The following is a 22,123-nucleotide window of genomic DNA, read 5'->3' on the forward strand; positions in this document are numbered from 1 at the left end:
CCCTGGCCCCATGGCCGCATCGTCGCATCGCCGCCTCGCCGCCTCGCCGCCTGGCCGCCTGGCCGCCTGGCCGCCTGGCCGCCTGGCCGCCTGGCCGCCTGCTGGACTACCCGCTCTGGTGCGCCTTCCCGCCTGCGCCCGCCCCACGGACCCGCCTGCGCCCCCACCCTCGGCTCCGCGTCGACAACGCAGGAACGCGACGTCGGGATCGAGCCCCATCGGACGCACCGCGACGGGATCTCCTGAGTTGTCGCCTCTCGGGCGTGCCCTCACCTGCGCCGCTCCGCTGCCCCCATGGGCGCCGCCGCGTCGGCAACTCAGGTGATCGACGCCGGAACCGGCCCGCACCGGGGGCAGCGCAACGAATCTCCTGAGTTGTCACCTCCAGGGCTCCGGATCGCCCCCCACTCGCGGGATTCGCCGCCTCGTTGCTCGCGCTTCCGCGCCGCTCGCCCTCGCCCGCCTCCCGCAAGCGGACAACTCAGGAAATCAATGCCGGTCGCCGCCCACACGGCGGGCAGCGCAACAGTCCTCCTGAATCCTCGGCTGCGCGGGGGCGGGCGGCGGCGGCGGACGGAGGACGGAGGACGGAGGACGGAGGACGGAGGACGGAGGACGGAGGATCTCGCGTGCACCACCAGGTGCGCGCGGACGCCGCGGCATCGCCCGCACGTCCACGTCCACGTCCACGTCCACGTCCACAACGCAGGAGAACCCACGAGCCCACGGGAACGCGGCGGAGCGCGCGACCGATCCTCCTGAGTTGTCGCGTCTCGCGCGCCGGCGGCCCCGGATCCGGATCGACCGCCCGCGGCCCGGACCGACAGTGGGACCGCGCCCGCTCACGTCGACAGCGCAGGAAGCGGCGCACGCCATGGCGACGCCCGGGAGGCCCGGCACCGGTCCTCCTGCATCGTCACCAGAGGAGGGGGACGCTGGCACCGTGCCCACGCTCGGCGGGCCCGACCGGCGTCCCACGCCGTCCTCGCTCGCGTCGACAACGCAGGAAGCTCCAAACGCCATGGCGACGGCCGGGAGGCGCGGGCACCGGTCCTCCTGAATTCTCGCCAGAGGAGGGCGACGGTGAGCGGGGCGGCGCCGCGCCGCGCCCGAGCCGCGCCGCGCCGCGCCCGAGCCACGCCGCGCCGCGCCCGACCTCCGCCGCGCGCGGGCGAGAGCTACGCCGCGACGTGCGCGTTCGCGCGCACCGACGGCAGCCGCCGCCGGTGCAGCACGAGCGACTTCACCTCACGGATCCTGCGGTCGACGCCCCACTTCGTCACGAGGGTGAGCGACTCGCGCACGATGTTCCCGCTCATCTTGGACACGCCGAACTCGCGCTCGGTGAACGTGATGGGCGTCTCGACGACGCGGAGCCCGGCTTCGAGCGCACGCCAGCACAGGTCGACCTGGAAGCAGTACCCGCGCGACGCGATCCCGGTCAGGTCGATGCGCCGGAGCGCGGGGGCGGTGAACACGCGGAACCCGCCGGTGGCGTCGTGCACCGCGATCCCGAGGGCGAGGCGGGAGTACAGGTTGCCACCGCGCGAGAGCAGCGACCGGTGCCAAGGCCAGTTCTCGACCTCGCCGCCGGGGACCCAGCGGGAGCCGAGCACGAGGTCGTTCGTCTCGGACAGCTCGAGCATGTGCGGCAGGTACTCGGGGTGGTGCGAGCCGTCGGCGTCCATCTCCACGAGCCGCTCGTACCCGCGCTCGAGCCCCCAGGCGAAGCCGGCGAGGTAGGCGCCGCCGAGACCGTTCTTCTCGGCCCGGTGCAGCACCCGCACTCGCGGGTCCGCAGCGGCGAGCTCGTCGGCGATGGCGCCGGTGCCGTCGGGCGAGTTGTCGTCCACGACGAGGACGTCGACACGGTCCGATGCCCGCAGCGTGCGCGCGACGATGGCCCGCACGTTGTCCTTCTCGTTGTACGTGGGGATGACGACGAGGGCGTCGTTCATGCGTGATGTCTCCTCGGTGGGCACGAACGGACGATACCGTTCACGCACCGCTCAGTCGTTCGCGAGGTCTGCGAACACGATCAGGTTGTCGACGTAGTGGCCGGTCGCGCGGTCGAACGCGCCGTCGCAGGTGATGAGCCGCAGCTCGGGCGTCGGGGTGGGGCCGTAGACGTCGTTCGTCGGGAACGCGGTCTTCGGCGCTCGTTCGGTGCCGGTGACCGTGAAGTGGATCGTGGTGCCGTCCGACATGCCGACCGCGATGTCGTCTCCGGGGGCGAGTTCGTCGAGCTTGAAGAACACGGCTGCGCTCGTGATCGAGTCGACGTGCCCCGCGATGACCGCCGGTCCGGTGTGCCCGGGGACGACGCCGTCACTGAACCACCCCGCGTCCATCCACTGGGTCGGCGGTTGCAGCGCGCCGGTGGCGTCCTTGTGCAGGTGCTCGAGCGATGCGTCGACACCGATGGACGGGACCTCGACCCGCGTCGGTGTCGCGTCTGCCGCGGTCGTGGGGGCGCGGTTCGCGGTCGGGTCCTGGAGGCCCGGGGCCGCGTTGGTCCCACCGCCGCCGGACGAGCGCGACGAGCCCCAGGACCCGGACGAGCCCGACGCCCCGGACGAGCCCGACGACCCAGCGGACCGCGGCGCACCGGAGGCACCCGCGCCATGCGCGCCCGCCGCAGCCGACGTACCGGTGGCGCTCGGAGCCTCCCGGCCGGCCGCCACCGCGGTGGCGACCCCGGCACTCCCACCGACCACCACGAGCGCGGCGGCGCCGGTCACCCACATCCAGCGGGGCAGGCGGATCACGACGCGCCGCCCGAGCTCGTCGCGCAGCCGCCGAGGACGTCGGAGGTGAGCATCGTCGCGCCGAGCGCGGCCCACGCGTCGCCGTAGTACGTGTGCGTCGTGGCCGCGGTGCGGTCGGCGCGGAGCAGGTCGCGCGACGCCGCGGTGGTCGACCCGGTGGCCTGCTCGCTGGCGGCGCGAGCCGCGTAGGCGAGCGCGCTCGTCGAGTCGGTGACCGCGGTGCCGCCGAGGTCGAGCTGCGCGGCGAGCTGGGTGTTCCGCTGGAGGGTCGGTGCGATCGAGCCGGCGAGCGCCCGGTCCGACGCGGTGCACGACTCGGCGTACCGGAGCGGCATGCGCATCGCGTCCCACCCGTAGACCACGGGGCCGCCGGTGCCGTTCGCGGACGGCATGGGGTCGACGGTGCCGTCCTGGTGGACCTGCGACCAGTCGCTCGGCAACGCCGCGTTCGCCAGGATCGTCCCGGTGACGGCGTGCGAGCCGCGTTCGAGCTGCTCCCATCGCGGGTCGCCGGTGGCCTTCGCGAGGACCGCGAACGCGACGGGTGATGCGTACGACGCGTCGTACGCATACGGCTGGCCTGTCGCGGCCCACGGGCCGGGCAGGAGGATCCGCCCGACGTCGGTCTGGGCGGTCTCACGATCGAGGATCGCCGACGCCATCTGCTTCCCGGCGGTCGTGTACGACGGCCGGTCGAACCGCTCGCCGGCGAGCACGAGGGCGCGTGCGGCGTCGAGGTCAGCGTCGCTCGCCGACTGCTCGTCCGCGGTCCCGCCCGCCGTCGTCCACCGCCAGGCGAGTAGGTGGTCGTCGCCCTGGAGGTGCTGCCTCGTCCACGACCAGATGCTGCGGAACCGCCGCTGGTCACCCGATGCGAGCGCGACGAGCATGCCGTACGCCTGCCCCTCGCTCACGGTGTCGCCGCCCTGGTCGGTCCGGACGACGCGGCCGCCCCGCACGTACCGGTCGAGGAAGTCCTCGCGGAGCGTCGCGGCCGATCGCCGCCCGCCCGGGGCCGAGCCGGACGTTGCGGTGGAGGCCGGTTGCGCCGCCCGCTCGGTGTCCGTCGATCGGCCCGGGGCCGTCGCGACGATCGCGATGCCGATGGTCAACGCGACCGCGACGACGGCCACGAGGGCCGAGGTCATCCACTGTCTCCTCGTCATGCGGTCAGTGGGCCAGCCCGTGGAGGAACCGGATCACCGCGTGTTCGAAGCGCGTGAACGGCCCCTCGGCGGCGGTGCCACCCCCACCGGTCTGGACCCCGCCGACCGGGGCCGAGGCCGTCGCGGCGCTGTCGACGACGGGCACCACCGTGAGCTTGCCGGCGCTGTTGTCGAGGACGAACAGCGTCGAGACGGTGCCGCTGCCGAGGTCGACCGAGGCCGTTCCCCGCTGGCCTCCGCCGGACACGTTCAGGGTCCACTTGCCGGCGTCGACGGTGGCGTACTGCGTCGCGGTGCCGAACCGGGCGTCCTGGGCGACCGTCGTGCCGGTGGAGGTCTTCACGTCGATCTCCTTGGCGTTCGTCGCGGCCTGCACGAGTCGGAGTCGCGCCTGGCCGTCCCCCGGCTTCGTGAGGTCGTCGGCGAACGCCGTGGTGCGCAGCCGCTTGTTCTTGCCGTAGGCGACGACGGTGGTCGGCGAGCCGGCCTTGACGGTGACGTCGGTGGAGATCACCGGCGTCGAGTCCGGCGAGTCCGCCGCCCGCATCGACAGCACGTACGTCCCGGCGGGGAGCTCCTTGTAGGGGCTCACCTGGCCGTACTCGACGTCGTCGAGCTCGAACACCTTGGCCCCGCCGGACAGGTTCGACAGCTGCACGTCGACCCCCTTCGTGTCGGGCGACAGGTGTCCGACGCGGAGCCAGCCGTCGGGCTGGGCGGCGGCGTTCGCGGGGGCGCCGACGCCGACGGTGGCGGCGACGACGACACCGGCGACGGCGCCGGCGATGGTGAGGCGCCGGGCGCGGAGCGTTCGGGTGGGCGTCGTGGTGGTTCGGGTGGACATGAGGGCTCCTCCTGCGGAATCGGGTCCGCGTCGGTTGTCGGCGTCGTGGTGGTGCGGGGGCCAGGGAAGCCCCCGCACCGTCACGGCGTCGAGGTGACGACCGTGGTCGCCGGGTCGATCGCCGAGAAGGTGATCGTCAGGGTGTCACCGGAACGCAGGACGCGCTTCGGTTGGAACGTGCCGGTCATGGCCTGCAGCGTCTTCTGCATGCGCACGGTGGCAGCGGTCGAGGTGCCGTGGACGACGAGTCGGCGGAAGGTCTGGCCGGTCTCGCCGGGGAGCGGCGTGAACGTGTCGAGGCGCACGGTCTGCGCGGCGAGCAGCTGACCGAGCACGAGGATCGCCCGTTGGTCGACCTGGCCCGCGCGCAGCTGACTCGCGGCCTCGTCGGTGGCGTGCAGGCCCGGGTTCCGCGCGAGCTGCGTGCCGAGCGTCTTCCGGACGTCCGCGGCACGGGTGATCTCCGTCCGTGCTGCAGTGTGGCCCTCGGAGTGGATGCGGCGCACGTCGACCTCTTGGTCGCCGGTGCCGAACGAGGCGACGATGCTCGAGTTCGCGATGGCGGCGTGGACGTCCTTCGAGCTCGTGCCGCCGGTGCGCATCGAGTCCGTCGTGACGACGTAGTCCGAGTCGCGCCACCCGTCTGGCGACTGCCGCTCGACCGCGCCGTCGGTGTCGAGCTTGTAGTACCAGATGACGTTGTCGCGGGCGAAGCCGTCGTGGACGAGGTCCACCCACATCGCGTCGTCGACGAGCAGCCGCGAGCTCTTCGGCACGTTGCCGCCGACCCAGTTCTCGGCCTGCTGCATCGGCTTGTCCAGGTCGGCGAGGAAGAACCCGCGGAGCTGCACGGTCCACAGCGGGACGGCCACCACGAGGGCGGCGGCGCACGCGACGAGCCAGGTGAGCCCGACCGCCCGACGAGCGCGGACCCGACGGCGTCCCAGACCCATGACGGCGATCACCGCACGCTCGGCGGTGTACGCCACGAGGACCGCACCGATCGGGATGAGCATGATGACGTACGGGACCGGCAGGTAGCCGTTCGGTCGGAACATCATCGCGAGCAGGAACACCAGGAGCGCGGCGATCGGCCGGACCCGGCGCAGGAACAGCCCGACGACCGCTGCGGCCGAGCCGAACACGATGAACACGGGGTCGAGGTCCCACCACTGGGACACCGCCTTCGACGCCAGGCTCGACGGGTCGAAGATCGATCCGCTCGCGTTCCTGGAGCCGAGCTGGTACGTGATGCCGTCGAGCAGGCTGACCTGACCGGAGCGCGGCAGGAGTTCGCCCTTGACCGCGGCGAGCATGATGTACCCGCCGCCGATGATGGCGAGCACGGCGCCGGCGACGCTCAGTGCGTACCGCCGTGTCGAGGGGTCGGCGCGGCGGATCGCGATCCAGGCGACGAACGGCAACGCGAGCAGGTAGGTCTCCTTGCTCAGCACCGCGACCCCGAGGCACGCGGCCGCCGCGGTGAAACCGGCGAGCTGCTGTCGTCGGCTCAGGGCGAACACGAACGCGGCGATGAGCCACGGCGTCGCGACGTTGTCGATGTACACCGTGCGGTGGTACTGCACGGCGAGCGGGGACAGCGCGAAGAGCAGCCCGGCGACGGTGGCGCCCGCCCGCGACAGCCCGAGCTTGCGTCCGAGGACGAACAGGAGCGCGGCGGACACCACGGCGAAGAACACCATGGCCTCGCGAGCGGCGTCGACCGCGTACGGGTAGCGCAGCCACGCTCCGGTCAGCTGCGTGTACCCGGCGATCTGGATCCAGCCGAGCGGCGGGTGGTCGTACCAGTACGTGTAGTGCGTCAGTTCGCCGAGGTGGCCGATGGCCCAGGCCTGCGCCGTGTAGGTGCCCTCGTCGTCGATGCGCTGCGGGGTCCCGGTCATGTTCCACGCCTGCACCACCGCGGTGATCGCCAGGAGCGGGGCGACCCAGACGAGACTCGCTCCGTGCCGGGCGACCCACGTCGCGATGAGCGACTGGTCACGGAGGGCACGACCGGTCCCGATGCTGCCGGCCGCCGGGGTGTGTGTCGCGCTCGCGGTCATCGGTCGCCTCCTCGGGTGGTGTCCGCGCCGGCCATCGCCAGGACGCCGTGCGAGCTGGTCGGTGCCGCCACGTCCTGGGTCACCGCGGATGCGAAGCCCTGGACGGCGGCGGGACGGTGCTGGTTCGTGTGCTCGGTCTTCTCCCAGGCGTTGAGACCCTGCAGGTGCCGGACGACCGCCCGGACGGCGGCGGCGGCGAGGAAGATCTGGTACGGCACGAGGCCGACGACGAGCTTGACGTAGTCGCGGATGCGGACCTTCTCCTGGTAGATGCGGCCGAACTCGTTGAGCCCGACCACCTCGACGGCCAGGAGCATCAGGGTGGGCGCGACGGGGATGAAGCTGATGAGCGCGATGACCGTCGGCACCTTGACGAACACGATCATGAGGACGCTCAGCGGGATGAGGAGCCCCGTCGCCGCCTGGATGAACGGCATGGTGAGCAGGTACCGGGCGAAGAACCGCTGCTTCGCGCTCGGGAGCTGCTTCCACTCCCCCTTGCCGAGCACCTGCAGGAACCCCTGGTTCCAGCGCGTGCGCTGCTTGAGGAGGGACGCGAAGGTCGGCGGGGTCTCCTCGCGGGTGACCGCCTCCGGGCTGTAGGCGACGACCACCTTGGCGCCGTCGGCGGAGAGCCGCACGCCGAGCTCGCAGTCCTCGGCGAGGCAGCCGGCGTCCCAGCCGTTCGACCAGTCGAGGCGTTCCTTCGTGACGAACACGGTGTTGCCGCCGAGGGGGATGAACTTCGACTCGGCGTGGAAGTGCAGGCGGGACCGGAACCAGAAGTAGTACTCGAGGACGTTCCGCAGGCTCCACCAGCTCGACCGGAAGTTCATGAGCTGCACGCCGCCCTGCACGACGTCGGCGCCGGTCTCCTGGAACCGGGAGTCGACGAGCGTGAGCAGGTGGGGGTACACCTCGTCCTCCGCGTCGAACACGCCCACGACGTCGCCGGTCGCGTACTGCAGGGCGAGGTTCATCGCCTTCGGCTTGTTCTTCGGGGCGGTGTCGTCGACCACGACCCGGATGAGGTCCGGGTGGCGTCGGGCGGCGGCCCGGACGACGGCGTCGGTCTCGGGGTCGTCCTCGCCGACGATCGCGATGATCTCGAAATCGGGGTGGTCCTGCCGGGCGAGCTGGTCGAGCGTCTCGCCCATGACGTCCTGTTCGTGCCGTCCGGGCACCAGGAGCGTGAACCGGTGGGCCGCGGGACGAGGGCTCTGGCTGAAGCTGGTCTGCCGCAGCGCCTCGCGCGACCGCCACGCGTGCAGCATCCACCAGAGGGTCGACAATGCCACCACGGTCAGGAGGATCGACACGGCGATGAGCGCCGAGTACCCGATCCACTCCCCCAGGCTCCACACCGCGTGGTGGGTGGACCCGGAACCGCCGGTCGGCACGGACGTGGTGCCGCGGTTCGGGGTGTCGGTCGCGGGCGCGTCGTGACTCGGCTTCAACAGCGGGCCCGCCGCCGTGATGCGCGAGATCGACGCGAGCGCCGCGACTGCTGTGTCATTCATCAACCGGTGCCTCCTTGATGCGGAAAACGACTGCCTTGTAGGCGACGAAGCGGAAGATCGTGCCGAGCACGAGGCCGACTCCGTTGCCGGCGACGTTGTCGGCGAGGGTCGAGGTGAAACCGAGCAGGTAGTGGGACACGAAGAGGCACCCGGTCGCGATGCCGAGCCCGATGAGGTTCGACAGGACGAACAGGGCACCTTCGCGAGCCGTCTCCCGACGGTTCGCGGTCCGCTGGGACCGGAACGTCAGAAACCGGTTGCCGAGCCACGCGACGAGGGTCGCGACGGCGACGGAGACGATCTTGGCGCCGACGGGCTTGTCGTCGAGCACCGTGGCGCGGAGCAGGTTGTAGACGCCCACGTCGACCACGAAGGACACGCCACCGACCGCTCCGAACGACGCGAGTTCCCGGACGGCCGCGGCCTTCGGGAGGCGCCGACGAACCGAGGGCAGGGGGCGCCGACGCACGGCCGGCGGGAGGCGCACCGCATGGGGACGGGACCGTGGGACGACGGGTACGCCTCCGGTCACCGCCTCCACGAGGACGTCCGCCGTCCCCTGAACGGGTCGCCCCTGGACGGGGGTGGTTGCTCGGGTCATGACACCCATTCGAGGGTGGTCCCCGCGACGGTTTGGGCCGGGTACAGACATGTGCAGGCCATTGCCAGGGCCGCGTCACCCGACGTTCACATCCCCGACACACGCCGGCAGGTCGGCCGGGAGGCCCGGGGCGCCCTCCCGAGCGCCGGATCGGTACCGTTCCGGTAGCGTCCGGAGCATGGAATTCCGATACCTCGGCAACAGCGGACTGAAGATCTCCGAGATCACCTACGGCAACTGGCTCACCCACGGGTCGCAGGTCGAGAACGACGTCGCGACGCAGTGTGTGCGCGCGGCCCTCGACGCCGGCATCACCACGTTCGACACGGCGGACACGTACGCGAACACAGCCGCCGAGACCGTCCTCGGCGAGGCGCTCAAGGGTGAGCGGCGACAGTCCCTCGAGATCTTCACGAAGGTGTACTGGCCGACCGGCCCGAAGGGGCACAACGACGTCGGCCTCTCGCGCAAGCACGTCCTCGAGTCGATCGACGGTTCGCTGCAGCGCCTCCAGACCGACTACGTCGACCTCTACCAGGCGCACCGTTACGACCACGAGACGCCCCTCGAGGAGACCATGCAGGCCTTCGCCGACGTGGTGCGGCAGGGCAAGGCGCTCTACATCGGTGTCTCCGAGTGGACCGCGGACCAGATCCGCGCCGGACACGAGCTCGCCCAGCAGCTCGGGTTCCAGCTCATCGCGAACCAGCCGCAGTACTCGATGCTCTGGCGCGTGATCGAGGGCGAGGTCATCCCGACCTCGAAGCAGCTCGGGCTGTCGCAGATCGTGTTCTCCCCGATCGCCCAGGGTGTGCTGACGGGCAAGTACAAGCCGGGTCAGCCGCTCCCCGAGGGCTCCCGCGCGACGGACGAGAAGGGCGGCGCGCAGATGATCTCGCGCTGGATGCGCGACGACGTGCTCGAGCGCGTCCAGGCCCTGCAGCCGATCGCGGACGACCTCGGCCTGTCGATGGCGCAGCTGTCGATCGCGTGGGTCCTGCAGAACGACAACGTCGCGTCGGCCATCATCGGGGCCTCCCGGCCGCAGCAGGTCGTCGACAACGTCGTCGCGGCGGGGGTGACCCTCGACGCCGAGGCGATGCAGCGCATCGACGACGCCATCGGCTCGATCGCGGAGCGCGACGCGTCGAAGTCGGTCTCCCCGACCTCCCGTCCGGCCTGATCCACGCGGTCGGGTCGCACGGCGACACGCCCGTCCCGACCATTTAGTAGTCGCTACAACCTTTTTCGGCGATCCCGGGTTAGACTGCCGACCGATGCGCTTGCATCGACCAGCGGTCACCGGGCCGCGACGAACGTCCCAGCACCACGAGGAGAACTCCATGGCCATTACCGCCGCCGCCATCCCCGGCTACATCGCCGGCACCTGGAAGCTCGACCCGACCCACTCCGAGGTCAGCTTCTCCGTCCGCCACCTCGCCATCAGCAAGGTCAAGGGCACGTTCCAGACCTTCGACGTGACCGCCGTCACCGCCGAGAACCCGCTCGAGTCGACCATCGAGGCGACCATCGACATCGCCAGCGTCAAGACCGGCCAGGAGGCCCGCGACCAGCACCTCGCGACGAGCGACTTCTTCGCCGCGGACGAGCACCCGCAGATGGTGTTCCGCTCGACGGGCATCCGGGAGCACGGCGACGACCTCCTCATCGACGGCGAGCTCACCCTCCGCGGCGTCACCAAGCCCGTCACGCTGAAGACCGAGCTCGGCGGCATCACCACCGACGGCTACGGCCAGACCAAGCTCGGCGCCGAGGCCACCACGAAGATCGACCGCACCGAGTTCGGCGTGAACTGGAACGCGGCGCTCGAGGCCGGCGGGTTCACCCTCGGCAACGACGTCACGATCACCCTCGACATCCAGCTCGTCCTCCAGGCGGCCTGAGTCACCTCCCTCGGGGCCGCAGGCCCACCGGGACACGGAGCCCCGACGCGTGCGCGCGCCGGGGCTCCGCCGCGTCCGGGTCCGGGTCCGGGTCCGAGTCCGTTCCGGGTCCGAGTCCGTTCCGGGTCCAGGTCCGGGTCCGTGCGGGACGGGAGACTTGCGGCGGCCCTGCTGCGTCCCTCCAAGCAGCGCACGCCTGGACCGTCGACGCAACGCGGGCGCCGCTCCCATCCCGCCGCGGATGCGGGCCCCGCTCCGCCGCCGACAACTCAGGACGGAAGGCAGGGGACGGAGCCGCCACGCCCCTCCCGGCCGAGAATTCCTGAGTCATCGACCGGACGGGGATCTGCTGGACACGCTCTCGCTGCACCGCTGCCCACCCGCGCGCGCACGCTGCACCTCCTCCGAACCGTCGGCGGCACTCCGCGGCCCTCCCCCACCGGCATGCGGGCAGCCTGGTGACAACGCAGGACAGGAGGTCCGCGGCAGCCCTGACCCGTCCCTCCCGACCGCGTGTTCCTGATCTGTCGACGCGACATGGACGGCGGCCCGCATCGCGCACGCGGGTGCGAGGCGCGCAGGAGCGCACCAGCGCGAGCGCGCGAGCGCGCGAGCGAGTGCACCAGCGCGAGCGCGCGAGCGAGTGCACCAGCGCGCCGGCTCGCCGGCGCCCACGGCGAACCACCGACGCCACCGCATCCGCGCACACGCACCGCATCCGCGCACACCCACCGCACCCCCGCCACCCACCGCACCCACTGCACGAGTAGCGTGGTGACGCCCGACCAGCAGGACGCGCCCGGGCCGAGACCGCGGGGAACACGCCGCCCGCCGGGCACGTTGCCCCGCAGGCACCGCATCCCGCACCAGGACCCGAGACAGGAGCCCGACCATGGCCTTCGACTGGATCACCCTGCAGGCGCTCGCGGCAGCCGAGTTCGGCCGTCGCCTCGAGCAGGTCACCGACTGGGACGCGCCGACGCCCGACACCGAGTGGTCGACGCGCGACCTCGTCACCCACGTCATCGACGAGCAGCGGTGGATCCCACACCTGCTCGCCGGCCACGACCACGAACAGGCCCACGACGAGCTCGAGCCGATCGGCGAGGACCTCGTCGCCGCGTGGACCCGGTTCTCCGCCGCCGCGACGGAGGCCTGGCGGAACGCGCCCGACGACACCCCCGTACACCTGGCGACGGACACGGTGCCCGCCGCGGAGTACCTCGCCGAGCAGACCTCCGACATCACGATCCACACGTGGGACCTCGCCCGCGCCACGCATTCGGACGAGCACCTGCCGCTCGAACTCGTCGAGGCCGTGTGGACCGTCTTCGAACCCCAGATCGACTCGCTCGCCGCGAGCGGTCTCTACGACGCACCAATCCAGGTCGACGACGACGCCCCGCTGCAGACGCGGCTGCTCGCCGTCACCGGCCGCGACGAGAGGATCACCGCATGAAGACCGTCCGACTGGGCAACTCGGGACTCGAGATCAGCGCCGTCGTGCTCGGCATGATGAGCTACGGGGACCCCGCCAGGGGTTCGCACGAGTGGAGCGTCGGCCTCGACGACGCCCGCCCGTTCATCCGCCGCGCGTACGAAGCGGGCATCACGACGTTCGACACCGCGAACGTGTACTCCCTCGGCTCGAGCGAGGAGATCACGGGCACCGTCCTCAAGGAGCTCGCTCCGCGCGAGGAGGTCGTGATCGCCACCAAGGTGTTCAACCGCATGCGCGAGGGCCGCAACGGCGCCGGCCTGAGCCGGGTGTCGATCATGCACGAGATCGACGCCTCGCTGCAGCGGCTCGGCACCGACTACGTCGACCTCTACCAGATCCACCGCTTCGACCCGAACACGCCGATCGAGGAGACGATGGAGGCCCTGCACGACGTCGTCAAGTCCGGCAAGGCACGGTACATCGGCGCCTCGAGCATGTGGGCGTGGCAGTTCGCCGAGATGCAGCACGTCGCCGAGCGGCACGGCTGGACGAAGTTCGTGTCGATGCAGGACCAGGTGAACCTGCTCGAGCGCGAGGAGGAGCGCGAGATGCTCCCCTTCTGCGAGGCCACCGGCGTCGGCGTGATCCCGTGGAGCCCCCTGGCCCGCGGCAAGGTCACCCGCCCCTGGGGTGAGGGCGGCACGAAGCGCGAGGGCACGGACGAGTTCGGCAAGACGCTCTACAAGCAGGGCGAGGAGTCGAACAAGGCGATCGTCGACGCGGTCGCCGCGATCGCGTCGGAGCGCGGGGTCACCATGGCACAGGTCGCGCTCGCCTGGGTGGCCGGCAAGTCCTCGATCACGGCCCCGATCATCGGTGCGACCAAGGAGCACCACATCGACGACGCCGTCGCGGGCGTGGAGCTCGAGCTCACCACCGACGAGATCGCTCGGCTCGAGGAGCCCTACACGCCCCGGTACCCCTCCGGGTTCTGAGCGTCCGTCGCGGTCGTGGGCCGCGCCTCCAGGCCGTCCGGTCGGGAGGCGCGGCCCGCGTCCGTCAGGCCGACGCGCGCCTCCAGGCCGTCCGGTCGGGAGGCGCGGCCCACGTCCGTCAGGCCGCCTGCTGTTCCGCGCGGAGCCGGTCGACGCGTGCCAGGGCGACCCGCTCGGTACCGCTCCGCCCACCGAGCACCCTGCCGATGCCGTCGAGCACGAGCCGCGTCGAGGCGATCGCCGGTGCGGGCAGCGGTCCGACGCCCGGCGCCCGGAGGCCGAGGAGCTTCCGGTGCCGCGGGTCGAGCGACGCCACCGCGCCGTCGAACAGCACGCGGTACCCGGGCCGGAGCATCCGGGACAGGGGCGGGTTCCGGATGAACGAGACGACCTCGTGCGTGCGGTCCGTGACGGCGAGGTCCCCGCGGTCGAGGTACCCGTCGAGCTGGGCGCGCAGTTCCTCGTCGGACTCCGGCGGCCCGTCCACGCGCATGAGTCGCCCTGCCGTCGCCCACTCGCGCACGTAGGCGTCGGCGCCGCCGGGGATGCGCTCGCCCCAGAGCTCGGCCGTCCGCAGGAACGAGTCCGCGAACGCCAGGTGCACCCAGCGGAGGAGGTCCGGGTCGTTCGCGCTGTAGGGACGGGTGACGCCGTGGGCGTCCGTGAACTCGCCTCGGACCCGCTCGTGCAGCCGGAGGACCCACTCGCTCGCGGCCGTCGCCGTCGCGGTGTCGCCGTGCGAGACGGTGTAGATCCAGCGGATGGTGCCCGCGAGCCGGCCGAAGGGGTCCTCGCGGTAGCGGGAGTGGTCGGCGACCCCGGCGAGCGCCCCCGGGTGCAGCGCCTGCACGAGGAGCGCCCGCACGCCCGCGACGATGGTGGACATGCCGCCGTGCACCGCCCACGTCGCGGAGTCGGGGCCGAAGAAGCCCTCGTCGGTGCCGTGCTCGAGATCGCCGATCCACTGGGGCCGCTCGGTGGCGCTGCCCGTGAACGTGGCGTTGAGGCGATCGCGCATCGCCGTGGCCAGGGAAACCATGCAGGGATCGTCCCTCGCACGCCGGGGAGTCGCCTGAGCGCGGGCATCGGGCCGCCTCTAGGGTGAACGGGTGAGCACCGACACGCCACGGCCTTGGCAGCGCAGCTACGCCCCTGGAGTCCCGTTCGACATCGACGAGCCCACCGGGTCGTTGCTCGACCTCGTCGAGGGCTCCGCGGCCCGCTACCCGCGCAACGTCGCCCTCGAGTTCTTCGGCGCGACGACGACGTACCGGGAACTGCAGGCGCAGATCGAGCGCGCGGCCCACGGACTGCAGCAGCTCGGGGTCGGAGCGGGCGACCGCGTCGCCATCGTCCTGCCGAACTGCCCGCAGCACGTCGTCGCGTTCTACGCGGTGCTCCGGCTCGGCGCGATCGTCGTGGAGCACAACCCGCTCTACACGCCGCGGGAACTCCGGCACCAGTTCGAGGACCACGGCGCCAAGGTGGCGATCGCGTGGGACAAGGCGGTGGCGACGCTCCAGGACTTCCCGATCGACCTGGCGCTCGACGCGATCGTCTCGGTCGACATGACGCGTGCGATGCCCCGGTCCACCCGGGCGGCGCTCGCGCTCCCCGTCGCGAAGGCGCGCGAGTCCCGTGCGAAGCTGACGACGAAGGTCCGCGGGACGACGCGCTGGGAGTCGCTCGTCGACGGCCGCCGGCTCTCCCGGAGGCACCCCCGCCCGGCGACCACCGACACGGCGCTCATCCAGTACACGTCCGGCACGATGGGGAACCCGAAGGGCGCGGTCCTGACGCACCGGAACCTCCTGGCGAACGCGGCGCAGGCGCGGGCGTGGATCCCCCAGATCAAGCCCGGTGACAGCGTCGTCTACGCGATCCTGCCGATGTTCCACGCCTACGGCCTGACGCTCTGCCTGACGTTCGCGATGAGCATGGCGTCGCGGCTCGTGCTGTTCCCCGCGTTCGATCCGCAGCTCGTGCTCGCCGCGATGAAGCGCCATCCGCCGACGTTCCTGCCCGCGGTACCGCCGATCTACGCCCGACTCGAGCACGCCGCTGGCAAGAAGGTCTCGCTGCGGGGCATCGAGATCGGCATCTCGGGTGCCATGCCGCTCTCGCAGGCCGTCATCGAGCCGTGGGAGGCCAAGACCGGCGGCGTCCTGGTCGAGGGCTACGGCCTGTCCGAGACGTCCCCCGTCATCATGGCGAACCCGGTCTCCGACGCTCGGCGTCTCGGCACGATCGGCCTCCCGTTCCCGTCGACCGACATCCGCGTCGGCGACCCGGACGACCCCTCGAAGGACGTCCCGGTCGGGCAGCCGGGCGAGCTGCTCGTCAAGGGTCCGCAGGTGTTCCAGGGCTACTGGGGGCGCGCAGACGCCACGGACGAGGCGTTCACGGCCGACGGCTGGTTCCGCACGGGTGACATCGTCTCGATCGACGAGGACGGCTTCGTGTCGATCGTCGACCGCCTCAAGGAACTCATCATCACGGGCGGCTTCAACGTCTCGCCGTCCGAGGTCGAGGACACGCTCATCCGCTCCCCCCTGGTCCGCGAGGTCGCCGTCGTCGGCATCACCACGGGCGGCAACGAGCAGGTCGTGGCGGCGGTCGTGCCCACCGACCCCGCCACGTTCTCGGCCGACGCGCTCCGTGAGTACGCCCGGGAGCACCTCGCCCCGTACAAGGTGCCGCGTCGCGTCGTGGTGGTCGAGGACCTGCCCCGCTCGATGATCGGCAAGGTGCTCCGGCGCAAGGTGCGGGACCGCATCACCGGCGCGGACGCGTAGCGGCGGCGTCGCGCGGCCCGGTGGCGCTGCCCGGCGGCGTCGCGCGGTCCATTGGCGCTGCCCGTGGTACGGCCGTCGCGCGCGGATTCCGGGAGCCAGCAGCTGCCAGGCAGACAATTCAGGAAAACGACGCCGGGAGGGACGCCACAGGCCCGCCACCCTACCTGTTCTCCTGAGTTGTCCGCCTCCGGCGACGAGACGTACCGCGCCCTGCGCGTCCACGACGTACCGGGCGCACGCCGCACCTCCCGACGGCTGGCGGACGACGAATCAGGAACGGGCGCCGGGAGGGACGCCACGGGCCCGCCACCCGACCCGCTTTCCTGAACCGACGTCCCCGCGCGGTAGCCGCTGCTGCCGCCGCCGGCGACAAGTCAGGAAGTGGGCATCGCGAGGGGCGCTGCGGAGCCACCAACGGGCTCGCATTCCTGATTTGGCCACACCATGGCGACGGACGCGCCGGGCCCGCCACGTCCCCACCTCCCGACTTGCGCCGACCTGCCCAGCCCGCGCCGCGCCGCGCCGCGGACGACGGATCAGGAACACGACACCGGGAGGGACGCCGCGGCACCGCCGGCCGCTCGCGTTCCTGAATCGGCCACCCATGACGACGGCCGCACCGCGCCCGCCTCACCCCCATCGACGACGCGCGCCGACCAGCCGACCCCGACCCGCGCCTCCCGGCTCCGGCACCAGCCCTGGCCGCGGCACCTCCCGGCTCTGGCCGCGGCACTGCCCGGCACCGGCACCAGCCCTGGCCGCGGCACAGCCCGGCCCTGGCCGCGGCACTGCCCGGCGCCGGCCGCGGCACAGCCCGGCACCAGCCCTGGCCGCGGCACTGCCCGGCGCCGGCCGCGGCGCACCCGCGGCCCGCCGCGGCCCGCCCCGGCCTGCCGCGGCCTCCGCCCCAACACAGCGCCGGCAGGTGACAGATCAGGAACACGGGCCCGGGAGGCACGCCACGAGCGCGCCACCGGGCCCGCTTTCCTGAATTGCGCACCGCGGGCGATGGTGAGCACCCGCGCTGCGCCTCAGGACACGTGGACGACGGGACGGCGGGCGACGTCCGGCTCGGCCTCGCGGAGCACCTCGCGCGTGACCGGTGCGACCTCGCCTGCGCCGGTGAACAGGAAGCGCACCATGTTGCGGATGGGGCTGCCCTCGGTCCACGCGAAGTAGATGCTCGGCACGACGCCGGTGAGGTCGCGGACGGCGAGGAGCGTCGACGCGATCGTGTTGGGAACGGTGCCCGAGCGCACACGGAGGATCCGGAAGCCGTGCTTGACGACGCCCTCGATCTTGAGGTCCTCCTCGAAGTCCGACGAGTCCGCCGGGTACACCTCGAGGAAGATCGTCGGGACGCGCGCGGGGATGCCGCTCGACCGACGCTCGATCTTGCCCTTGGTCCGGTACTCCTCGGCGCTCCCGTCGTCCGGCTCGTTCGCGATGATGCACACCTGCCCGAACTGGTCGGCATCGGCCACGACGAACTGCTGCGCGACGGCGTCGAGCTCGATCGACGATGCCCGGAGCTCGAACGACCGGCGCACCCGCGAGAGCAGCGACACGACGACGATCGCCAGGATGAACACCGCCGCGATCCGCACGCCGTCGGGGCGTTCGATGACGTTCGCCACGGTGGTGTAGCCGAACACGAGCGTGATGACGCCGAACGCGATGGTCCGGCCCCGCTGCCGCTTCCGCCGTGCCGACAGGGTCACGGCGACCGATGCGCTCGTGATGAGCACGAGCACCCCCGTGGCGTAGGCACCACCCTGGGCGTCGACGTCCGCCTTGAAGATCAGGGTGATGGCGAACGCGATGAGCGTGAAGATGAGCACGAGCGGCCGGACGGCTCGCGCCCATTGCGGCGCCATCCCGTAGCGCGGCAGGAACCGCGGAACGAGGTTGAGCAGGCCCGCCATCGCGCTCGCGCCCGCGAACCACAGGATCGCGATGGTGGAGGCGTCGTACACGCTCCCGAAGACGCTCCCCAGGTACTCGTGGGCCAGGAAGGCGAGCGCTCGGCCGTTGGCCTCACCACCCGGCTGGAACTCCTTCTGCGGGATGAGGAACGTGGTGACGACGCTCGACAGGATGAGGAACGAGCTCATGATGAGCGCGGCAGTGGTGAGGAGGCGCCGGGTCCCCCGGATCCGCCCCTCCGGACGCTTCCCCGGCACGTCACCGTTCCCGCCGTCGACCTGCGGCATGACCGACACCCCGGTCTCGAACCCGGACAGACCGAGCGCGAGCTTCGGGAACACGAGCAACGCGATCCCGATCATCGCGAGTGGATCGGCGTGCTGCGCGGTCAGTCCCGACCACCAGTCGGTCGCCAGGGAGGGACGGCTCACCACGTGCACGAGCGCCACGGCGACGACGACGAGGTTGAGGACGAGGTACACGGACACGAGCACCACGGCGATGCCGATGGCCTCGCGGAATCCGCGGAGGAACACGACGCCGAGCAGGGCGATGAGTGCGAGCGTCAGGGGCACGGGGATGTCGGTGAACCAGTGCGGCGTGTACGGGTTCTCGGCGAGGTGCGCCGTGGCGTCCGCCGCCGACAGCGTGATCGTGATCATGAAGTCCGTCACGGCGAACCCGAGCAGGACGAGGACGAGGAGCTTGCCCGCCCACCACGGCAGGAGCTTCTCGAGCATGGCGATCGACCCGGCGCCGCGGAAGCTGTCCTGCGCGACCCGTCGGTACACCGGGAGCGCGCCGAACAGCGTGACGAGCACGAGCACCACCGTCGCGATCGGCGACAGGAGGCCCGCGGCGAGCGCCGCGATGGCCGGCTGGTACCCCAGGGTGGAGAAGTAGTCGACGCCCGTGAGGCACATCACGCGCCACCACGAGTGGGTGCGCTCCACCTCGACCTGGTGCGGGCCCTCGTGGGCGCCCGAGCTCTCGGCGCCCTGCAACATCCAGCGCCGCAGGCGGGTGCTCCGGTCGAGCCGCGGCTCGGTGGCGTCGTGGTCCGCTGCTCCGGGACCCGGCAGGGAGGGGCGGGGGTCGGTCGTCGTCATGGCGCGAGCAGCCTATTCTGCGGGCGGTGTCTCCGCCTGGGGAAGCGCAGCGACCTACCGCTTGCTGATCGAGGCGTACTTCCGCACGCTCCAGGGGACGAACACGACGAGCAGCACCACGATACCGACGAGCACCGTGGCGACCGGGTGCTGCATGGTCCAGACGTCGGGGACGGGGCTGCTCCCCACGTTGCCGAACAGTTGCCGGACGGCCTGCACGAGCGACGACACCGGGTTCCACTCGGCGAACACCCGCAGCACCAGCGGCAGGGTGTCGCTCGGCACGAACGCGTTCGAGATGAACGTGATGGGGAACAGGATCATGAAGGAGGCGTTGTTGATCACCTCGGGCGACCGGACGCTCATGCCGAGCAGCGCCATCACCCAGCTGAAGGCGTAGCTGAACGCGAGGAGCAGGACGAGGCCGGCGACGAACTCCCCCGGCGACGAGTGCACCCGCCAGCCGACCGCCAGGCCCGTGAGCATCATGATCAGGACCGAGATCCCGTTGAGGACGAGGTCCCCGTTGGTCCGCCCGACGAGCACGGCGGACGGACTCATCGGCAGGGTCCGGAACCGGTCGATGATCCCCTCCTTCAGGTCCTGGGCCATGCTGTAGCCCGAGAACGTGGCGCCGAACACCACGGTCTGCGCGAAGATCCCGGCCATGAGGAACTGCGTGTAGTCGGTACCACGCACGGCGATCGCCCCGCCGTACACCTGGCTGAACAGCAACACGAACATGATCGGCTGCAGCACCGCGAACACGAGCATGTCCGGGGAGCGGCGGATCTTGAGGAGGTTGCGCCGGGTCACGGTCCAGCCGTCGTTGCACCATCCCGCGACGCGACCGTCGCGTACGACGGGGAGCTGCGCGGTCGCGGTCATCGCCGTGCCGTCCTCGACGAGGCCGGGATCTCCGGCGTCGACGCCGCACGGTCCTCCGGCCCGGGAGGCCCGGTCACCGTGGTCGCGTCCGTCGCGGTGGTCGGGTCCCCGGCGTCGGCATCGGGTTCCGTCGTCGCGGCGTGCCCGGTGAGGCGCAGGAACACGTCGTCGAGCGTGGGGCGTCGCATCCCGGCGTCGTGGAGGTCCACCCCCGCCTCGGCGAGCTCGGCCAGGGCCGCGCGGAGCGCCGACGGGCCCGACCGCACGGCGACCGAGAGGGTCCGACCGTCCCCACCGATCTCGACGGATCCGTCCCCGTGCCGCTCGAGCACTGTCGCCGCGGCCGCCCGGTCGTCCGCCGACACGAGCGTGACCACCACGCGGTGCCCGCCCACACGGCTCTTCAACTCGTCCGCCGTCCCCTGGGCGATCACCCGGCCGCCGTCGATCACGGCGATGTCGTCGGCGAGCCGGTCCGCTTCCTCCAAGTACTGCGTCGTCAGGAGCACCGTGGTGCCCTCGGCGACGAGGCCCTCGATGACGTCCCAGAGCCCGAGGCGGCTCCGCGGGTCGAGGCCGGTCGTCGGCTCGTCGAGGAACAGCACCGGGGGCTTCGCCACGAGCGCGCCGGCGAGGTCGATCCGCCGGCGCATCCCGCCCGAGAACCCCTTGACGGGCCGGTCGCCCGCCTCGGTCAACCCGAACGCCTCGATGAGCTCCCGCGCACGACGACGCGAAGCCGACCGCCCCAGGTGGTACAGCCGCCCGATCATGTCGAGGTTCTCGAACCCCGTCAGGTTCTCGTCCACGGCCGCGTACTGACCCGACACCCCGATGCGCCGTCGGATGCGCTGGGGCTCCGCGACGACATCGGTCCCCGAGATCGTCGCGCGTCCGGAGTCCGGGCGCGTGAGGGTCGTCAGGACCTTGACGGCGGTCGTCTTGCCCGCGCCGTTCGGACCGAGCAACGCGGTGACACTGCCCTCGGGGACGGCGAGGTCGAGCCCCGCCAGGGCATGGACCGGCCCGGTCTTCGCGCGGTAGGTCTTCGTCAGCCCGACGGCTTCGATGAACGGCACGGCGACTCCTTCGACGCGTGTTCCCGGTGTTCCTCGTGTGCGGCCGCGCGACCGGTGCGGCCGATGACCTCAGACGTCGAACCCGCCGAGGTCCTGGTCGAATCCTCCACCCCAGTCGGACCCTGCGTCGAGGCCCGATCCGGAGTCCCACCCCGCGGCCTCGTAGCCGCCGCCGTCCGCGCCGACGTCGGTGCCGTCCGCCCCGCTGCCATCATCCCCGCTGCCGTCGCCCCCGCCGCCGTCGCCCCCGCGGCCACCGTCGTCACCACTGCCGTCACCCCCGTCGTCCGCCCCACTCGCGTCGACCGGCTCACCGAACATGCCGGGCTCGGGCAGGAAGGCGCTCATGATCGTCGACCCGATGACGTAGCCCGCGACGGAGCCGAGGAGCGAGGCACCGAGCATGCTCCCGAAACCGGACCCGGACCTCCCGTACCCGCCGAACCCGCCGAATCCGCTCGCACCGCCGTACGCGCCGCGACCCCCGTACCCGCCGCCCCAACCGCCGAGCGACCGCTCGAGGGTCCCCGGTTGCCGGATCTCCGACCGCGTCGCGGCCTGCGCGAGTGAGCGGGAGTCGTCGGCGCGAGGAGCCTCACCGGCGGGCGCGGTGCGCGACAACTCATCGAACACCATGCGTCGCTGCTCGGGTGTCAACCGGGCGAAGGCCTCGGCGTGGACGTCCTCGATGCGCTCGGGCGGCGCCGTACGCAGGAGGTAGCGGTAGCGCTCCGCCGCGAGTTCGTCCTCGCTCGGGGGCGTCGACGATCCCGCGGAGGCGGTACGCGCAGCACCCGGCGGCACGTCGTACGACTGCTGACCGTAGCGGTAGCCCGCGGCGGACTGCTGCCCGTACGGGTCGGCGTTCGTCGGCCATGCCTGTCGGCCACCGCCCGGCTGCGATCGGTCCTCGCGCCCGAGCAGTCGATCGAGGAATCCCATGGTGTGCCTTCCGTTCGTGTGACGCCGAGCAGAGCCCGTCGGGGCGTCCGACACTACGGCGACGGCCGCCGTGTCCGCT

At 71.9% G+C, this 22,123-nt stretch carries 17 protein-coding genes; 5 read left to right on the top strand and 12 right to left on the bottom strand.

Going from position 1 to position 22,123, the window contains the following annotated elements; translation table 11 throughout:
- Positions 1 to 1,178: 1,178 nt before the first annotated feature.
- From DEI92_RS11560 to DEI92_RS11590, 7 genes are all read right to left on the bottom strand, one after another.
- Entirely contained in the window at positions 1,179 to 1,958 is a 780-nt protein-coding gene (locus DEI92_RS11560) for a polyprenol monophosphomannose synthase (RefSeq protein ID WP_111011588.1), read from the bottom strand.
- A gap of 51 nt (positions 1,959 to 2,009) precedes the next feature.
- The gene (locus DEI92_RS11565) at positions 2,010 to 2,768 is read right to left on the bottom strand and encodes a class F sortase (RefSeq protein ID WP_146244977.1); all 759 of its coding nucleotides are present in this window, start codon (positions 2,766 to 2,768) and stop codon (positions 2,010 to 2,012) included.
- The gene (locus DEI92_RS11570) at positions 2,765 to 3,916 is read right to left on the bottom strand and encodes a glycosyl hydrolase family 8 (protein WP_181434869.1); all 1,152 of its coding nucleotides are present in this window, start codon (positions 3,914 to 3,916) and stop codon (positions 2,765 to 2,767) included. The genes DEI92_RS11565 and DEI92_RS11570 overlap by 4 nt, the downstream gene beginning before the upstream one ends.
- A 22-nt stretch (positions 3,917 to 3,938) precedes the next feature.
- Positions 3,939 to 4,778, bottom strand: a complete 840-nt coding sequence (locus tag DEI92_RS11575) for a DUF4397 domain-containing protein (protein ID WP_111011591.1) — start codon at positions 4,776 to 4,778, stop codon at positions 3,939 to 3,941.
- Between the two features lie 80 nt (positions 4,779 to 4,858).
- Complete coding sequence (locus DEI92_RS11580) at positions 4,859 to 6,844, bottom strand: glycosyltransferase family 39 protein (RefSeq protein WP_111011592.1); 1,986 nt, start codon at positions 6,842 to 6,844, stop codon at positions 4,859 to 4,861.
- Positions 6,841 to 8,364, bottom strand: coding sequence for a glycosyltransferase (locus DEI92_RS11585; RefSeq protein ID WP_181434871.1), 1,524 nt, complete (start codon positions 8,362 to 8,364; stop codon positions 6,841 to 6,843). The genes DEI92_RS11580 and DEI92_RS11585 overlap by 4 nt, the downstream gene beginning before the upstream one ends.
- On the bottom strand, positions 8,357 to 8,965 hold the full coding sequence (locus DEI92_RS11590) for a GtrA family protein (protein ID WP_111013604.1): 609 nt from the start codon (positions 8,963 to 8,965) through the stop codon (positions 8,357 to 8,359). Before DEI92_RS11590 ends, DEI92_RS11585 begins: the two co-directional genes overlap by 8 nt.
- Positions 8,966 to 9,143: 178 nt before the next feature.
- Between DEI92_RS11590 and DEI92_RS11595 the strand changes: the two genes are divergently transcribed.
- The 4 genes from DEI92_RS11595 to DEI92_RS11610 all read left to right on the top strand — a co-directional run bounded on the left by DEI92_RS11595 (position 9,144) and on the right by DEI92_RS11610 (position 13,305).
- Positions 9,144 to 10,148: an aldo/keto reductase family protein gene (locus tag DEI92_RS11595; protein WP_111013605.1), complete on the top strand. Its 1,005-nt coding sequence runs from the start codon at positions 9,144 to 9,146 to the stop codon at positions 10,146 to 10,148.
- A gap of 160 nt (positions 10,149 to 10,308) precedes the next feature.
- On the top strand, positions 10,309 to 10,869 hold the full coding sequence (locus DEI92_RS11600) for a YceI family protein (protein ID WP_111011595.1): 561 nt from the start codon (positions 10,309 to 10,311) through the stop codon (positions 10,867 to 10,869).
- A gap of 892 nt (positions 10,870 to 11,761) precedes the next feature.
- A complete protein-coding gene (locus tag DEI92_RS11605; RefSeq protein ID WP_111013606.1) occupies positions 11,762 to 12,328 on the top strand; it encodes a TIGR03086 family metal-binding protein in 567 nt (188 codons plus the stop codon).
- Positions 12,325 to 13,305 (top strand): aldo/keto reductase, encoded by a 981-nt coding sequence (locus DEI92_RS11610; protein WP_111011597.1) that lies wholly within the window; start codon positions 12,325 to 12,327, stop codon positions 13,303 to 13,305. Before DEI92_RS11605 ends, DEI92_RS11610 begins: the two co-directional genes overlap by 4 nt.
- Before the next feature lie 118 nt (positions 13,306 to 13,423).
- Here the strand turns inward: DEI92_RS11610 and DEI92_RS11615 are convergent, their stop codons facing one another.
- Entirely contained in the window at positions 13,424 to 14,344 is a 921-nt protein-coding gene (locus DEI92_RS11615) for an oxygenase MpaB family protein (RefSeq protein ID WP_111013607.1), read from the bottom strand.
- Positions 14,345 to 14,414: 70 nt separating this feature from the next.
- Here DEI92_RS11615 and DEI92_RS11620 point away from each other — a divergent pair, with 70 nt between their 5' ends.
- Positions 14,415 to 16,100, top strand: coding sequence for a long-chain-fatty-acid--CoA ligase (locus DEI92_RS11620; RefSeq protein WP_111013608.1), 1,686 nt, complete (start codon positions 14,415 to 14,417; stop codon positions 16,098 to 16,100).
- A 1,031-nt stretch (positions 16,101 to 17,131) separates the two neighbouring features.
- Here the strand turns inward: DEI92_RS11620 and DEI92_RS11625 are convergent.
- From DEI92_RS11625 to DEI92_RS11640, 4 genes are all read right to left on the bottom strand, one after another.
- Positions 17,132 to 19,135, bottom strand: coding sequence for an amino acid transporter (locus tag DEI92_RS11625; protein ID WP_258370180.1), 2,004 nt, complete (start codon positions 19,133 to 19,135; stop codon positions 17,132 to 17,134).
- Between the two features lie 54 nt (positions 19,136 to 19,189).
- Positions 19,190 to 20,023: an ABC transporter permease gene (locus DEI92_RS11630; RefSeq protein ID WP_111013609.1), complete on the bottom strand. Its 834-nt coding sequence runs from the start codon at positions 20,021 to 20,023 to the stop codon at positions 19,190 to 19,192.
- Positions 20,020 to 21,102: an ATP-binding cassette domain-containing protein gene (locus DEI92_RS11635; RefSeq protein WP_111013610.1), complete on the bottom strand. Its 1,083-nt coding sequence runs from the start codon at positions 21,100 to 21,102 to the stop codon at positions 20,020 to 20,022. Before DEI92_RS11635 ends, DEI92_RS11630 begins: the two co-directional genes overlap by 4 nt.
- Before the next feature lie 69 nt (positions 21,103 to 21,171).
- On the bottom strand, positions 21,172 to 22,044 hold the full coding sequence (locus DEI92_RS11640) for a hypothetical protein (protein WP_111013611.1): 873 nt from the start codon (positions 22,042 to 22,044) through the stop codon (positions 21,172 to 21,174).
- Positions 22,045 to 22,123: the final 79 nt, after the last annotated feature.

Source organism: Curtobacterium sp. MCBD17_034 (assembly GCF_003234515.1).
Classification (GTDB): domain Bacteria; phylum Actinomycetota; class Actinomycetes; order Actinomycetales; family Microbacteriaceae; genus Curtobacterium.

Bases quoted from the DNA above. Each gene is read 5' to 3' on its own strand.
- DEI92_RS11560 (WP_111011588.1), bottom strand. From the start codon at position 1,958: ATGAACGACGCCCTCGTCGTCATCCCCACGTACAACGAGAAGGACAAC.
- DEI92_RS11570 (WP_181434869.1), bottom strand. From the start codon at position 3,916: ATGACCTCGGCCCTCGTGGCCGTCGTCGCGGTCGCGTTGACCATCGGC.
- DEI92_RS11575 (WP_111011591.1), bottom strand. From the start codon at position 4,778: ATGTCCACCCGAACCACCACGACGCCCACCCGAACGCTCCGCGCCCGG.
- DEI92_RS11580 (WP_111011592.1), bottom strand. From the start codon at position 6,844: ATGACCGCGAGCGCGACACACACCCCGGCGGCCGGCAGCATCGGGACC.
- DEI92_RS11585 (WP_181434871.1), bottom strand. From the start codon at position 8,364: ATGAATGACACAGCAGTCGCGGCGCTCGCGTCGATCTCGCGCATCACG.
- DEI92_RS11590 (WP_111013604.1), bottom strand. From the start codon at position 8,965: ATGACCCGAGCAACCACCCCCGTCCAGGGGCGACCCGTTCAGGGGACG.
- DEI92_RS11595 (WP_111013605.1), top strand. From the start codon at position 9,144: ATGGAATTCCGATACCTCGGCAACAGCGGACTGAAGATCTCCGAGATC.
- DEI92_RS11600 (WP_111011595.1), top strand. From the start codon at position 10,309: ATGGCCATTACCGCCGCCGCCATCCCCGGCTACATCGCCGGCACCTGG.
- DEI92_RS11605 (WP_111013606.1), top strand. From the start codon at position 11,762: ATGGCCTTCGACTGGATCACCCTGCAGGCGCTCGCGGCAGCCGAGTTC.
- DEI92_RS11610 (WP_111011597.1), top strand. From the start codon at position 12,325: ATGAAGACCGTCCGACTGGGCAACTCGGGACTCGAGATCAGCGCCGTC.
- DEI92_RS11615 (WP_111013607.1), bottom strand. From the start codon at position 14,344: ATGGTTTCCCTGGCCACGGCGATGCGCGATCGCCTCAACGCCACGTTC.
- DEI92_RS11625 (WP_258370180.1), bottom strand. From the start codon at position 19,135: ATGACGACGACCGACCCCCGCCCCTCCCTGCCGGGTCCCGGAGCAGCG.
- DEI92_RS11630 (WP_111013609.1), bottom strand. From the start codon at position 20,023: ATGACCGCGACCGCGCAGCTCCCCGTCGTACGCGACGGTCGCGTCGCG.
- DEI92_RS11640 (WP_111013611.1), bottom strand. From the start codon at position 22,044: ATGGGATTCCTCGATCGACTGCTCGGGCGCGAGGACCGATCGCAGCCG.